Origin of the sequence: Mesorhizobium sp. M0815 (genome assembly GCF_040319995.1) — a bacterium.
Lineage (GTDB): Bacteria > Pseudomonadota > Alphaproteobacteria > Rhizobiales > Rhizobiaceae > Mesorhizobium.
In genome coordinates this window covers 1-13,767 of record NZ_JAMYOU010000021.1, presented here as the reverse complement: position 1 = coordinate 13,767, position 13,767 = coordinate 1, and the positions used below count along the sequence as shown (strand labels likewise).

Annotated in this window: 12 protein-coding genes; 5 read left to right on the top strand and 7 right to left on the bottom strand. The window is 63.6% G+C overall.

Annotated features, from left to right (window positions below; genetic code table 11):
• Positions 1 to 93: 93 nt before the first annotated feature.
• The 3 genes from NKI01_RS21845 to NKI01_RS21835 all read right to left on the bottom strand — a co-directional run bounded on the left by NKI01_RS21845 (position 94) and on the right by NKI01_RS21835 (position 3,215).
• Positions 94 to 1,248, bottom strand: coding sequence for an ABC transporter substrate-binding protein (locus NKI01_RS21845; RefSeq protein ID WP_352483991.1), 1,155 nt, complete (start codon positions 1,246 to 1,248; stop codon positions 94 to 96).
• A gap of 197 nt (positions 1,249 to 1,445) precedes the next feature.
• Positions 1,446 to 2,372, bottom strand: coding sequence for a LysR family transcriptional regulator (locus tag NKI01_RS21840; RefSeq protein ID WP_023717947.1), 927 nt, complete (start codon positions 2,370 to 2,372; stop codon positions 1,446 to 1,448).
• 66 nt (positions 2,373 to 2,438) lie between these two features.
• Entirely contained in the window at positions 2,439 to 3,215 is a 777-nt protein-coding gene (locus NKI01_RS21835; protein WP_352964613.1) for a DeoR/GlpR family DNA-binding transcription regulator, read from the bottom strand.
• Positions 3,216 to 3,650: 435 nt separating this feature from the next.
• Here NKI01_RS21835 and NKI01_RS21830 point away from each other — a divergent pair, with 435 nt between their 5' ends.
• Both NKI01_RS21830 and NKI01_RS21825 read left to right on the top strand, forming a co-directional pair.
• Positions 3,651 to 4,517 (top strand): phosphotransferase, encoded by an 867-nt coding sequence (locus NKI01_RS21830; protein WP_352964611.1) that lies wholly within the window; start codon positions 3,651 to 3,653, stop codon positions 4,515 to 4,517.
• A 14-nt stretch (positions 4,518 to 4,531) separates the two neighbouring features.
• Positions 4,532 to 6,985, top strand: coding sequence for a GcvT family protein (locus tag NKI01_RS21825; RefSeq protein WP_352483992.1), 2,454 nt, complete (start codon positions 4,532 to 4,534; stop codon positions 6,983 to 6,985).
• 18 nt (positions 6,986 to 7,003) lie between these two features.
• Here NKI01_RS21825 and NKI01_RS21820 read toward each other — a convergent pair whose 3' ends face one another.
• Positions 7,004 to 7,636 (bottom strand): class I SAM-dependent DNA methyltransferase, encoded by a 633-nt coding sequence (locus NKI01_RS21820; protein WP_352964575.1) that lies wholly within the window; start codon positions 7,634 to 7,636, stop codon positions 7,004 to 7,006.
• 103 nt (positions 7,637 to 7,739) lie between these two features.
• Here NKI01_RS21820 and NKI01_RS21815 point away from each other — a divergent pair, with 103 nt between their 5' ends.
• Positions 7,740 to 8,642 (top strand): phosphotransferase, encoded by a 903-nt coding sequence (locus NKI01_RS21815; RefSeq protein WP_352483993.1) that lies wholly within the window; start codon positions 7,740 to 7,742, stop codon positions 8,640 to 8,642.
• On the opposite strand, the gene NKI01_RS21810 is transcribed toward NKI01_RS21815, so the two are convergent.
• The 3 genes from NKI01_RS21810 to ilvD all read right to left on the bottom strand — a co-directional run bounded on the left by NKI01_RS21810 (position 8,639) and on the right by ilvD (position 12,821).
• The gene (locus tag NKI01_RS21810; protein ID WP_352483994.1) at positions 8,639 to 9,559 is read right to left on the bottom strand and encodes a DMT family transporter; all 921 of its coding nucleotides are present in this window, start codon (positions 9,557 to 9,559) and stop codon (positions 8,639 to 8,641) included. The genes NKI01_RS21815 and NKI01_RS21810 overlap by 4 nt on opposite strands.
• 114 nt (positions 9,560 to 9,673) lie before the next feature.
• Entirely contained in the window at positions 9,674 to 10,948 is a 1,275-nt protein-coding gene (locus NKI01_RS21805; protein ID WP_352964572.1) for an amidohydrolase family protein, read from the bottom strand.
• A 28-nt stretch (positions 10,949 to 10,976) separates the two neighbouring features.
• A complete protein-coding gene (gene ilvD, locus NKI01_RS21800) occupies positions 10,977 to 12,821 on the bottom strand; it encodes a dihydroxy-acid dehydratase (RefSeq protein WP_352483996.1) in 1,845 nt (614 codons plus the stop codon).
• 281 nt (positions 12,822 to 13,102) lie between these two features.
• On the opposite strand from ilvD, the gene NKI01_RS21795 reads away from it, so the two are divergent.
• Together NKI01_RS21795 and NKI01_RS21790 are read left to right on the top strand one after the other, a co-directional pair.
• The gene (locus NKI01_RS21795) at positions 13,103 to 13,576 is read left to right on the top strand and encodes a VOC family protein (protein ID WP_023717939.1); all 474 of its coding nucleotides are present in this window, start codon (positions 13,103 to 13,105) and stop codon (positions 13,574 to 13,576) included.
• The coding region (locus NKI01_RS21790) for a hypothetical protein (RefSeq protein WP_352964569.1) at positions 13,573 to 13,767 on the top strand (195 nt) is incomplete at its 3' end. The genes NKI01_RS21795 and NKI01_RS21790, both read left to right, overlap by 4 nt.

Here is a 13,767-nt window from a genome sequence, read left to right as displayed (position 1 = left end):
GAAGGGAGGCGCTCCAACGCTGGCGACCCCCCGTTCTTCACGGGGAGAGGGTAAGGGTGAGGGGCAGCGCCGAGCTTCGTAGGTGAGACGAACTCACCGTCCGCCGATGACGCCGATATAGTCCGACACCCAGCGGTAATAGGGCACGCACTGGTCGTTCTGGGTGGCGCATTTCGAGACCGGCGTCTTCCAGAACTTGATCTTGTCGAAATTGTCGTAGCCGTTGGTCTTGCAGCCCTCTTCGCCGAGCAGTTCGTTGCCCTTGCAGGCGGCGGGCACCACCGGCAGCGAGCCGAACCAGGCGGAGACGTCGCCCTGCACTTTCGGCGACAGCGAATGCTCAATCCACATGTAGGCGCAGTTCGGGTGGGCCGCATCGGCCTCCATCATGGTGGTGTCGGCCCAGCCGGTGACGCCCTCCTCGGGAATGGTCGAGGCGACCGGCTTCTTGGCCGCGATCAGCGTGTTGACCTGATAGGGCCATGAACCGGAGGCGACGACGCCTTCGTTCTGGAAATCGTCGACCTGGATGGCAGCGTCATGCCAGTAGCGTCCGACCAGCGTACGCTGGACGCGCAGCAGGTCGAGCGCAGCCTTGTACTGGTCCTCAGTCAGTTCGTACGGATCCTTGATGCCGAGCTCCGGCTTGTGGGCCATCAGGTAGTTGGCGGCATCAGCAATGTGGATCGGCCCGTCATAGGCCTGGACGCGGCCCTTGTTCGACTTGCCGTCGGGTAGCTTCATTTCCTCGAACACGATGTTCCAGCTCTTCGGCACCTCCTTGAACACTTCGGTGTTGTACATCAGCACATTCGGCCCCCATTGGTACGGCACGCCGTAATGGACACCGCCGACGGTGAACCAGGGCGCATCCTTCAGCCGGTCGTCGACCGTCTTCCAGCTCGGGATGAGGTCGGTGTTGATCGGCTGGACGCGCTTGCCCGCAACCAGGCGCAGCGAGGCGTCGCCGGAGGCAGTGACAAGGTCGAAACCGCCTTCGTTCATCAACGAAACCATCTCGTCGGAGGTGTTGGCGGTCTTGACGTTGACCTTGCAGCCGGTTTCCTTCTCGAACGAGGTGACCCAATCATAGCCCTTGTCGGTTTCGCCGCGCTCGATATAGCCCGGCCAGGCGACGATATTGACCTCGCCTTCACCCTTGCCCAGCTCCTTGACCTGGGCGATGGCCTGGCCGGAGAAGGTCAGCGCGACCGTCAAGGCAGTGCATGATTTCAGCAATGAATTCATCGTCGATCTCCCATTTTGCATGACCTCGAAACCGGTTTCGGTTTTCGGAAAAGGTCATGCGCCCGTTCAAACGTTGGAGCGCGGCTCTAAGGGGCCGTGCTCCTGCGGCAGCTTTGTTCCCTGGCTCAAAAGTGCTGCGAAATTTCCGGTTTCGCAAATTCATTTATCAGAAAGCCGATATCGGTTTTTCCGATACATCACCGGCCGATCTTCTCGGGCCGTTGGCGCACCATGCGCTGCGACTGGGCAAGTCCGATGAAGTCGCGCGCCGCCTGCGGCAGGCCGGAGCCGCGCCGCCAGACCATGCCGACTTGGACGACCGGCAACGATCCCGAAATATCGCGCGATTCGATGCGGTCGCCTTCCAGCGACCATGGCCGGTAGACGAGGTCCGGCAGCAGCGCCACGCCGGCGCCGGTGGCGACGAGACTGCGCACCGCTTCGACCGAGCGGGTGCGGAATGCGACGTGCGGTTTGGCGCCGATCGCCGTCAGCAGCTTTCCGGTATTCTCCTCGATCTCGTCGACGGTCAGCATGATCAGCGGTTCCGAGGCGATATCGCCGATGCCGATGATGTCGGCACCGGCCAACGGATGGCCGAGCGGCAGCCACAGCCGGTAGGCCGAGACTTCGAGGATTTCGGACTGCAGCGCGGTGCGGTCGCGCAGGTTCGAGGTGACCATGACCGCAATGTCGAGCTTGCCGCCGATCAACAGGTGCTCGAGATAGTCGCCATTGTCCTCGATCGCCGAGACCTCGACACCCGGATAGGCGCGGCGGTAGCGGGCAAGAAGATCGGACAGCACATAGCCGGCGACCAGCGAGGTGACGCCAAGTTGCAGCCGCCCGCTTGCCGCGATCTGTTCGCCGAAGAAGGCGCGGCGCGCATCGGAAACGTCGGCAAGGATCTTCCTCGCATGGCGCAGGAACTGGTGGCCCTTGTGGGTGATGTTCAGCCCGCGCGGGTGGCGCTCGAACAGCTCGACGCCGAGATCGTGCTCCAGCTCCTTGATCGCCTCGGTGACCGAGGATTGCGAGATCGACAGATTCTGGGCGGCGCCCGACACCGTGCCTTGCTCGGCGACGGCGATGAAGAACTGCAATTGGCGGATGGTGAAAGCCATGGCCGGACTAAACACGGCAGAGGCGGCGCTGGGAAGTGGGTGCTGGTGCCGTTCTCCCGATAGAGCTCAGTCCTCGCTTCCGCCATCCGCAATGCTGAGCCGCGCGCCGGCCTGGGCAAGGGCGGCGGCGATGTCATGCGGCGGCAGACGGTCGGTCGCGAGTTCGGAAAAGCCGTCGAAGCCGCAGACCTGAACCAGACCCTGCCGGCCGAATTTGCTGTGGTCGGTGACGACAAGCGAACGCTGGCCGCGCGACAGCACCATGCGGGCGAACTCAGCCTCTTCGAGGTCATAGTCCATGACACCCGTGATGGCATCGACCGCGCCGGTCGAAATCACCGCGTGGCTGACGGAGAAGCGGCTGACGAATTCGATGGCTGAGACGCCGAAAGCAGCACCGGAATCGCTGCGCAGCTCGCCGCCGGCCATATAGACCTTGTTGCCGTTGACGGTGGCCAGCGTGCGGGCGATGTCGGAGGAATTGGTGACGACCGTCAGCCGCCGGTGGCCGAGCAGCTCGCGGGCCAGGAAGCTCGTGGTCGTGCCGGTGTCGAGCATCATCGACTCGCCGTCGCGGATGGTGGCAGCGACCATGCGGGCAATTGCCCGCTTGGCATCGGCGTTCTCACGCATGCGCCGCTCGAACGGCGCTTCGCCGGCAATCGACGGCAGGCCGACGGCGCCATGCATCTTGAGGATGGAACCATCGCTGGTCAGTGGCTTGACATCGCGGCGTACCGTCTCCAGCGAGACGCCCAGCCGGTCAGCCAGGCTGGCAATGGTGACGGTGCCTTCCTCCTTGAGGAGGCGCAGGATTTCGCCATGCCGCTTCGAGTGGCCCATCGGTTCCAACCGGTCGAATTGTTGCACCATTGACCGTTTCTACAGCATAAATGCCACTTACTCCAAGATATTTCGCAAAATTCGGGCAAAAAAGCAGAAAACACCACAATTTCGCGTTGACAACGTCTCCAGCCTGGCGCGACATTATCGCTGTGACAGGCTCGGAACGGAGGCCGACGGCTGAGCCGCACGAAAAATTGCTTGCCTGAACGCCTGGGAAATCCTCGGGTGCGAGGGAACCGAAAATTAGGATCCGCGGGGGCGGATGCCGGCGTCGAAGAACCCGGCACAAAGGGGCTCGTCGGTGCGGTGCGGGATACCGATCCCGAGATCTGCACCGACGAGATCTTCGCGTTGCCTCCATTCCTCCGTCCGATTGTCATCGCTGGCCAGCCATGACATGCGTGGAAAATTGACCCAATGTTGGACGAGATCGTGACTGTCGAAGACCGCATCCGCGCGCTGCCTTGCTGGACCGGCAGCATCGACATTGCGCCGCTGCCGGGCGGGTTGAGCAATGCCAATTACCTGGTCAAGGACGCGGCCGGGCGGCACGTCGTGCGCATCGGGCAGGACTATCCGTTCCACCATGTCTTTCGCGAGCGCGAGATGATGACCGCGCGGGCAGCACACGCGGCAGGCTTCGCTCCGGCCGTCCGCTACACCGGACCCGGCGTCATGGTGACGGAGTATCTCGGCGCCAAGGCCTATGTCGCGCAAGACGTGCGCGCCGATCTCGGCCGCGTCGCCGCGTTGCTGCGCGGTTTCCACCGGGAGATGCCCGGTCATGTCTCCGGCGCCGGCTTCATGTTCTGGGTATTCCACGTCATTCGCGACTATGCGCGCACGCTGGAGGAAGGCGGCAGCCGCAAGCTGGGCGAATTGCCACGCCTGCTGACGCTGGCGGACGAGCTCGAGCGCGCGCAAAAACTGCTGCCGATCGTCTTCGGCCACAACGATCTTCTGCCGGCTAACATAATCGATGACGGTCACAGGCTATGGCTCATCGATTTCGAATATGCCGGCTTCAACACCGCGATGTTCGACCTTGCCGGCGCGGCTTCCAATGCCGGCATGAGCGACGAGGAATCCTTCGCCTTCCTGACCGCCTACTTCATGAAGGAGCCGGACGAAGCGATACGGCGCTCGCACGCCGCCATGCAATGCGCGTCGCTGCTGCGCGAGGCGATGTGGGGCATGGTTTCCGAGCTCTACCTCGATGCGCCCGGCGTCGACTACGCCGCCTACGCCGACGAAAACCTGGCGCGGCTCGAAGCCGCCCTGGAAAACTACAGGACATAATACGGGATGCGGCCATGACCTTGCCCGCCCAGGCCGGCATCGTCGTCATCGGCGGTGGCATCATCGGCTGTTCGACGGCCTATCATCTGGCGCGCGACCACAAGGCCGAAATCGTGCTGCTCGAACAGGGCAAGCTGACCTCGGGCTCGACCTGGCATGCTGCCGGGCTGGTCGGCCAGCTGCGCTCGTCGGCGTCGATCACGCGGGTGCTCAAATATTCGGTCGATCTATACAAAGGGCTGCAAGCCGAAACCGGCCTTGCCACCGGCTGGAAGATGACCGGCTGCCTGCGGCTTGCCACCAATGCCGACCGCTGGACTGAGTATAAGCGGCTGGCAACGACGGCAAAGAGCTTCGGCATGGACATGCATCTGCTGTCGCCGACCGAGGTCAAGGAAATGTGGCCGCTGCTGGAAACCGGCGACCTCGTCGGCGCTTCTTGGCTGCCCAGCGACGGTCAGGCAAGCCCTTCCGACATCACCCAGTCGCTGGCCAAGGGCGCGCGCATGCACGGCGCAAAATTGTTCGAGGAGGTGCGGGTCACCGGCTTCGAAATGAGAGACGGCCGCATCACCGCGGTGAAGACCAGCAAGGGCGATATCGCCTGCGACAAGGTGGTGAACTGCGCCGGGCAATGGGCGCGGCAGGTGGGTGCGCTCGCCGGCATAAACGTGCCGCTGCAGCCGGTGAAGCACCAGTACATCATCACCGGGAGGATCGACGGCTTGGCGACCGATGCGCCGACGATTCGCGACCCCGATCGCCGCACCTATTTCAAGGAGGAGGTCGGCGGGTTGGTGATGGGCGGCTACGAGCCGAACCCGCAGGCCTGGACGACCGGTCTGCCCGGCGGCGATGTGCCGGACGATTGGGAGTTCCGGCTGTTCGACGATGATTACGATCATTTCGAGCAGCATATGAGCCAGGCGATCGAGCGTGTCCCGGCGCTCACCAATGTCGGCGTCAAGCAGATGATCAACGGTCCGGAGAGCTTTACGCCGGACGGCAATTTCATCCTCGGTGTGGCGCCGGAATGCCCCAATATGTTCGTCGGCGCCGGCTTCAACGCCTTCGGCATTGCATCCGGCGGCGGCGCCGGCTGGGTGCTGGCGCAATGGGTGGTCGACGGCGAGGCGCCGCTCGATCTGTGGGTGGTCGACATCCGCCGCTTTTCCGATCTGCACCGCGACCGGCAATGGGTCCGAGACCGCACGCTGGAAGCCTACGGCAAGCACTACACGATCGGCTTCCCGCACGAGGAATATGTCAGCGGCCGGCCACGCATCGTTTCGCCTTTATACGAACGGCTGCAAAAACATCGCGCCGTGTTCGGCTCGAAACTTGGCTGGGAGCGGCCGAACTGGTTCGCGCCGGAAGGCATCGAGCCGAAGGACCTCTATTCGATGGGCCGGCAGAACTGGTTTTCACCCGTCGGCGACGAGCACCGCCACGTGCGCGAAAAGATCGGCATTTTCGACCAGTCGTCTTTCGCCAAATACGAAATGACCGGTGCCGACGCGCTGAAGGCGCTGGACTGGATCTGCGCCAACGACGTTGCCAAGCCGGTCGGCCGGCTGACCTACACGCAGCTCCTCAACACGCGCGGCGGTATCGAGGCCGATTTGACCGTGGCGAGGCTCGATGAGGAGAAATTCTACATCGTCACCGGCACCGGTTTCCGCACGCATGATTTCTCCTGGATTGCCGATCATATCGGCAGCGAGTTCGACGTGACGCTGACCGACGTCACCGAGGAGTTCGGCACATTGTCGCTGATGGGGCCGCGCGCCCGCGACGTGCTGTCAGCGGTGACCGATGCTGACGTCTCGAACGCCGCCTTTCCGTTCGGCCATGTTCGCGAGATCGCCATTGCCGGCCACGTCATTCGGGCACTGCGCGTCACCTATGTCGGCGAGCTCGGCTGGGAGCTGCATGCGCCGATCGCGGCGACGGGCGAGGTTTTCGACGCGCTGATGACGGCGGGCGCTGTCCACAACATTCGCCCGGTCGGCTATCGGGCGCTAGAATCGCTGCGGCTGGAAAAAGGTTACCGCGCCTGGGGCGCCGATATCACGCCCAACGACACGCCGCAGGAGGCCGGCCTCGGCTGGGCGGTGAAGCTCAGGAAGAACACCGATTTCCTCGGCCGGCGGGCGCTTGAAAAGCTCGACGGCGCGGCGCTCAGGAAACGTTTTGCCGGCTTCACAGTCGATGATCCGGATATCGTGCTGCTCGGGCGTGAGACCATCCTGCGCAATGGCGAGGCCGTCGGTTATCTCACCAGCGGCGGCTATGGCTACACCGTCGGCAAGAACATCGGCTACGGCTATGTGCGCAATGCCGATGGCGTCGGCGATGATTTCCTCACCTCCGGCGATTACGAGCTGGTGGTGGCGATGGAACGGACGCCGGCTAAAATCCACCTCGAGCCGCTTTACGATCCGGCGGGAGCAAAGGTGAAGGCCTAGAGCCTTCCGGTTTCAGCCTCAGTTCACGATGAGCACCAGCCCCCGGCTGGGCACCGTATCGGCCTCGCCTGGCATCGAGACATAGGGCGGCGTCTCCTCGGCGCGGGTGACGGTGCCTTGCGCCTCGAGCTCGGCGATCCGCGCGGCAAAACCCGCATCCCACAGCGTGTTCTTCACCGTCAGCACGATCACCCCGCCCGGCCGGCAGATGCGGATCAGCTCGTCCAGACCCTCGGCCCCGACATGGCCGGACGTGAAGACGCCGGCTGAGATGATCCCGGCATAGGCATCGTCCACGAAAGGCAGCGGCGCGCCAAGCGCCAGGCAATGAAGGGCCGAATAGACGCCTTTGCGCGCGGCTTGCGCCAGCATGCCTTCCGAAATGTCGAGCGCCTCGACCTGCGGATAACCGGTGATGGCAAGCCATTCGCCGATGAGCCCGGTGCCTGCGCCAGCATCGAGGAGAGGAGCGGCGCCGCGCGGCAGATGGCGGGCCAGCAAGACAAGGCAGATGGTCGGATGGCGATAGCCGGCCGCCGACATGTCGGCGTCATAGGTGCCGGCCCAGCTGTCGTAGAGCGCCGCGACGTCTTCCGGTCGCTTCGCCGCATAGGCTGCGGCGAGCGCGCTCTGCTGTTTGCTGTCCGTCATCGCTTTCCGTCGCCTGGTATCGATCTGCGACGCGATCATAGCCAAACGGCGAAAACTGTGGAACCGTCGTCGCGACAATAAAGACTGGAAAGGAGCGAAAGCCATGGCGGACGACCAGGCACGCGCCGCACTTGCGGCCATTCCGATGCTGGCCGGTTATGACGGCCCGCTGGAACGGCTCGGCGGCCTGACCAACCTCGTCTTCAGGGGTAAGGATTTCTGCCTGCGTATCCCCGGCAAGGGTACCGAGGAATACATCAACCGCGCCAACGAGGCAGTGGCGGCGCGGGAAGCGGCGAAGGCCGGCGTCAGCCCGGAAGTGCTGCATGTCGATGCCGAGACCGGCGTGCTGGTGACCCGCTTCATCGCCAGCGCCGAGACGATGTCGCCGGAAAAATTCAAGACCCGACCGGGCAGCCCGGCACGCGCCGGCAAGGCCTTTCGCAAACTGCACACATCCGGCGCGGTGTTCCCCTTCCGCTTTGAACTGTTTGCGATGATCGATGATTATCTGAAAGTGCTGTCGACCAAGGACGTCGCCCTGCCTGCCGGCTACCACGATGGGGTCCGCGAAGCGGAAACCGTGCGCTCGGCACTTGCGGCTCATCCTCTGCCAATCGTCGCCTGCCACTGCGATCCGCTCTGCGAAAACTTTCTCGATACGGGCGACAGGATGTGGATCGTCGACTGGGAATATTCCGGGATGAACGATCCGCTCTGGGATCTCGGCGACCTCAGCGTCGAAGGGCAATTCGACGCCGCGCAGGACGAGGAGATGATGCTGGCCTATTTCGGCGGCGAGCCGAGACCGGCGGAGCGCGCCCGCATCGTCATCTACAAGGCGATGTGCGACCTGTTGTGGACGCTGTGGGGCTTGATCCAGCTTGCCAACGGCAATCCGGTCGACGATTTCCGCGCCTACGCCGACGGCCGCTTCGCGCGCTGCAAGGCACTGATGGAGACGCCCGAATTTTCACGGCATCTCGCGGCGGTGCGCCAGGGTTAGTTCACACCCTTCGGCACGTTTTCGGGCGGCACCGTGTCGACCACCTTCTGGCGGTGGAAGATGAACAGGCCGGCCAGCACGACAATGGCCGAGCCGACCAGGATGCGTGGCCCAGGCACATCGCCGAAGAAGGCCGAGCCGAAGACCACTGCCCACAACAGCAGGCTGTAATGCAGCGGCGCCAAGGTCGAGGCAGGCGCAAGCTTCAATGCCCTGGTGATCATCAGATGCGCGCCGCAGGAGACAATGCCGAGAAGCAGCATGGCGCCGAAATCGAGCGAGGACGGCGTCTTCCAACTGCCGATGGTCAACGCAGCGCCGACCAGCAGCGTGCCGATGGTTTGCCAGGTGACCAGCGAGGTGTCGCTGGTGCCGCGCAGTCGCCGGTTGAGGATGATGGCGAAGGCAAAGGAAATGCTGCCGGCGAGCGCGAACATCGACGACAGCGAGAACGCGGCCGAAGACGGCTTCAGCATGATCAGCACGCCGCAGAAACCGACCAGGATAGCCGCCCAGCGGCGCCAGCCGACCCTTTCGCCAAGCAAGAAGTGCGACAGCGCCGCGACATAGATCGGCCCGGCCATGTAGAAGCTCATCACGTCGGCGAGCGGCAGATAGACGACCGCCGCGTAGAACAGCGCCGTGTCGAGCGTCGTCATCACCACGCGCAGCAGCTGCAGCTCCGGCCGCTCCATGCGAAACAGCTTGGCCGCACCCTGATGTGCAATCATCGGCCCGAGTATGAAAAAGGCGCCGATCGAGCGGATCAGCACGACCTGGCCGACGGAAAAACTGGCGACCAGCCACTTGCCCATCGCGTCGTTCAAGGCAAACAGGAAATCGCCGGCGAGCATCAGCAGGATGCCGGCCAGCAGCACGTTCCTGATCGTCGAGTTCTGGGCTGCGGGCTGCGCCATTCCGTTACCGGTTCCTCGCCGTGGCTACGGTGACCCGCGTCGTAGTCGCTAGCAGCGGCCGTGACGAGGCGAAAATCGAGAATTCGGTAAGACCAGCGCCGGAAATCGGCTGGTCTAAGCGTGGCGCCGATTCACGGTGCCCGGCCTTCCGGCGATCGAAAGCCGCGTGTCCTGCCGGCTCCGCTCGGCCACCACCTTGCCTTTGGCAATGACGCAGAGCCGCTCGGGGCGCAGGCGCAGCGCCTCGAGCGGGTTGCCGGCATCGAGAACGACCAGGCTGGCGCGCTTGCCGATGGCCAGGCCAAGGTGGTCGAGACCCATGATGGCGGCATTGACGTTGGTGACCATGTCGAAACAGCGCGCCATCTCGGCTGGGCTCGACATCTGCGCGACATGCAGGCCCATGAAGGCGACGTCGAGCATGTCTGCGGTGCCCAGCGAATACCAGGGGTCGAGCACGCAATCCTGGCCCCAGCCGACGCGGATCCCGTGCGCCAGCATTTCCTTGACCCGCGTCAAGCCGCGGCGCTTGGGAAAGGTGTCGTGGCGGCCCTGCAGCATGATGTTGATCAGCGGATTGGGGATCGCCGAAACGCCGGCCTCGGCGATCAGCGGCAACAGCTTCGAGACGTAGTAATTATCCATCGAATGCATCGAGGTGAGGTGCGAGCCGGCCACTCTGCCCTGCAATCCAAGCCGCTGCGTCTCATAGGCAAGCTGCTCGACGTGGCGCGACAGCGGATCGTCGGTCTCGTCGCAATGCAGGTCGACCATCAGGCCGCGCTCGGCCGCGATCTCGCAGAGCTCGGTGACGGAGCGCGTACCGTCGGCCATGGTGCGCTCGAAATGCGGGATGCCGCCGACGACATCGACGCCCATGTCGAGCGCGCGGGTGGTGTTGTCGCGCGCCGTCGGCGAGCGGTAAAACCCGTCCTGCGGGAAGGCGACCAATTGCAGGTCGATATACGGCGCAACCGTCTTCTTCACGTCGAGCAGCGCTTCCACCGCCAGCAGGCGATCGTCGCAGACATCGACATGGGTGCGGATGGCGAGCAGGCCCATCGACACCGCCCAGTCGCAATAGGCAAGCGCACGGTCGCGCACCGCCTCGTGGGTCAGAAGCGGCTTCAGCTCGCCCCACAGAGAAATGCCTTCGAGCAACGTGCCCGAGACATTGATGCGGGGAATGCCGAGCGAAAGCGTGGCGTCCATATGGAAATGCGGATCGACGAAAGGCGGCGAGACCAGATTGCCATGGGCATCGATCGCCGTGCCGGCGCTGATGTTGAGCTCAGGCTCGATCGCCGCGATCGTCTCGCCGACGATGCCGATATCGGCGATCCTGCCGTCGGGCAGCGTCCCGCCGCGCACCACAAGGTCGAAATCCATTTATCGCCACCTCGTTGAAGAATGATGCCTATTCCGGCACGTACCGCACCGCACCCTTGGCAGCACTGGTTGCCATTGCTGCATAGGCGCGCAAGGCCGTCGTTACCTTGCGCTTGCGCTTTTCCTCGGGCTTCCAAGCGGCTGTTCCCTTCGCCTCCATCGCCGCGCGACGGGCGATGAGTTCCGCGTCGTCGACAGCCAGCCGGATGGTGCGGTTGGGGATGTCGATCTCGATCGTGTCGCCTTCCCTGACCAGCCCGATCAGCCCGCCTTCCGCCGCTTCCGGCGAGACGTGGCCGATCGACAGGCCGGAGGTGCCGCCGGAAAAACGCCCGTCGGTGATCAGTGCGCAGGCTTTGCCGAGACCCTTCGATTTAAGATAGCTGGTCGGATAGAGCATTTCCTGCATGCCGGGGCCGCCGCGCGGCCCTTCATAGCGGATGACGACGACATCGCCGGCCTTGACCTCGTTCGACAGGATCGCCTTGACGCTGGCGTCCTGGCTTTCGAACACTCTTGCCGGACCGGTGAATTTCAGGATCGATTCATCGACGCCGGCAGTCTTCACGATGCAGCCGTCGAATGCGAGATTGCCTTTCAGCACGGCGAGGCCACCATCCCTTGAGAAAGGATGTTCGGCCGAGCGGATGACACCTTTCTCGCGGTCGAGATCGAGATCATCCCAGCGGCGGTCCTGGCTGAACGCGACTTGCGTCGGCACGCCGCCGGGTGCCGCCAGGAAGAAATCGCGGACATTCTGGCTGGTGGTGCGCGAGATATCCCAGTGGTCGAGCGCTTCGCCGAGGCTCGCGGTGTGCACCGTCGGCAGGTCGCGGTTGATCAGCCCGGCGCTATCCAGCTGGCCGAGGATCGCCATGATGCCGCCGGCGCGGTGGACATCCTCCATGTGGACGTCGGCCTTGGCCGGAGCCACCTTGCAAAGCACCGGTACCCGCCGCGACAGCCGGTCGATGTCCTCCATGGTGAAGTCGACCTCGCCCTCATGTGCTGCGGCAAGGATGTGCAGCACGGTGTTGGTCGAACCGCCCATGGCGATGTCGAGCGTCATGGCGTTCTCGAAGGCGCCCTTCGAGGCGATGCTGCGCGGCAGCGCGGTGTCGTCGTCCTGCTCGTAATAGCGCTGGGCGAGATCCACGATCAGATGGCCGGCCTCGACGAACAGGCGCTTGCGGTCGGCGTGCGTCGCCAACGTCGAGCCGTTGCCGGGTAGCGAGAGGCCGAGCGCCTCGGTCAGGCAGTTCATCGAATTGGCGGTGAACATGCCCGAGCACGAGCCGCAGGTCGGGCAGGCCGAGCGCTCGATGATCTTGACGTCCTCGTCGGAGATCTTGTCGTCGGCGGCGGCGACCATGGCGTCGACTAGGTCGAGCGCCTGGCTCTTGCCGGCGAGCACCACCTTGCCGGCCTCCATCGGTCCGCCGGAGACGAAGACAGTCGGGATGTTGAGGCGCAGCGACGCCATCAGCATGCCCGGCGTGATCTTGTCGCAATTCGAGATGCAGACCATGGCGTCTGCGCAATGCGCGTTGACCATGTATTCGACGGAATCGGCGATCAATTCGCGCGACGGCAGCGAATACAGCATGCCGTCATGGCCCATGGCGATGCCGTCGTCGACGGCGATGGTGTTGAATTCTTTGGCGACGCCGCCGGCCTTCTCGATCTCGCGGGCAACCAGCTGGCCGAGGTCCTTGAGATGGACGTGGCCCGGCACGAACTGGGTGAAGGAATTGACCACGGCGATGATCGGCTTGCCGAAATCCGAATCCTTCATCCCGGTGGCGCGCCACAGGCCGCGGGCGCCGGCCATGTTGCGGCCATGGGTGGTGGTGCGGGAACGGTAGGCGGGCATTGAACTGTCCTTGCTGTCTGCGTCGCACCCAAAGGTGCGGAAAACCGGAATTGAGCCGCAGGCCTTATAGACGCCACGCTCTGGTCTGGCCACAATTTTGCGCTGCGCCAGGTAGCGGAACGAACGGCCAGCCAAAGACGCAGCCGGTCCAGACCGCAAAAAGTCAGAGGTGCTGTCGGATCGTGTTTTACTCGAGCGTCCTTGGGCAGACGGCAGGAGCGGGGCATCAATCACCAGCCGGCCGTTTCGAAAGCAAACAAACCAGCCCGAGGAGCAAGAGAATGCAAAAGATCACCACCTGCCTGTGGTTCGACGACCAGGCCGAGGAGGCCATGAACCACTACGTTTCCATCTTCAAGAATTCGAAGGTGCTGAGCGTGATGCGCTGGCCCAAGGGCAGCGGCGATCGTGAGGGCAAGGTGCTGATGGTCTCATTCGAGCTCGACGGCGTTCCGTTCCAGGCCCTCAACGGCGGCCCGCAATTCAAGTTCACCGAGGCGGTCTCGCTCTCCATCGACTGCAAGACGCAGGAAGAGGTCGACTATTTCTGGGACAGGCTCATCGCGGGCGGTGGCGAGCCCAGCCAGTGCAGCTGGCTGAAGGACAAATTCGGCCTCTCCTGGCAGGTCGTTCCCGAGCAGCTGCCCAAACTGCTGTTGGACCCCGACAGGGAAAAGGCCGGCCGCGTGATGCAGGCGATGATGCAGATGACCAAGATCGACGTCGCCAAGATCGAAGAGGCGGCCAAGGCGTGAACGAACGCGATCTTCCCTTCTCCCCCTGTAAGGCAGGGCTATCGCATATGAGTGATGGCATTGATGAGATAGTCGTCGTTCCAGGCGCATTTCTTGATGCGATGGTTGATGGGAACTTTGGCAGCATCGGCGGCCTGAAGGATGTTTCTGGCGAGGCGATTGAGAAGGGCTGTGTTGGCGGGAGCATTGTC

Bases quoted from the DNA above. Each gene is read 5' to 3' on its own strand.
- NKI01_RS21845 (WP_352483991.1), bottom strand. From the start codon at position 1,248: ATGAATTCATTGCTGAAATCATGCACTGCCTTGACGGTCGCGCTGACC.
- NKI01_RS21840 (WP_023717947.1), bottom strand. From the start codon at position 2,372: ATGGCTTTCACCATCCGCCAATTGCAGTTCTTCATCGCCGTCGCCGAG.
- NKI01_RS21835 (WP_352964613.1), bottom strand. From the start codon at position 3,215: ATGGGCCACTCGAAGCGGCATGGCGAAATCCTGCGCCTCCTCAAGGAG.
- NKI01_RS21825 (WP_352483992.1), top strand. From the start codon at position 4,532: ATGACCTTGCCCGCCCAGGCCGGCATCGTCGTCATCGGCGGTGGCATC.
- NKI01_RS21820 (WP_352964575.1), bottom strand. From the start codon at position 7,636: ATGACGGACAGCAAACAGCAGAGCGCGCTCGCCGCAGCCTATGCGGCG.
- NKI01_RS21815 (WP_352483993.1), top strand. From the start codon at position 7,740: ATGGCGGACGACCAGGCACGCGCCGCACTTGCGGCCATTCCGATGCTG.
- NKI01_RS21810 (WP_352483994.1), bottom strand. From the start codon at position 9,559: ATGGCGCAGCCCGCAGCCCAGAACTCGACGATCAGGAACGTGCTGCTG.
- NKI01_RS21805 (WP_352964572.1), bottom strand. From the start codon at position 10,948: ATGGATTTCGACCTTGTGGTGCGCGGCGGGACGCTGCCCGACGGCAGG.
- ilvD (WP_352483996.1), bottom strand. From the start codon at position 12,821: ATGCCCGCCTACCGTTCCCGCACCACCACCCATGGCCGCAACATGGCC.
- NKI01_RS21795 (WP_023717939.1), top strand. From the start codon at position 13,103: ATGCAAAAGATCACCACCTGCCTGTGGTTCGACGACCAGGCCGAGGAG.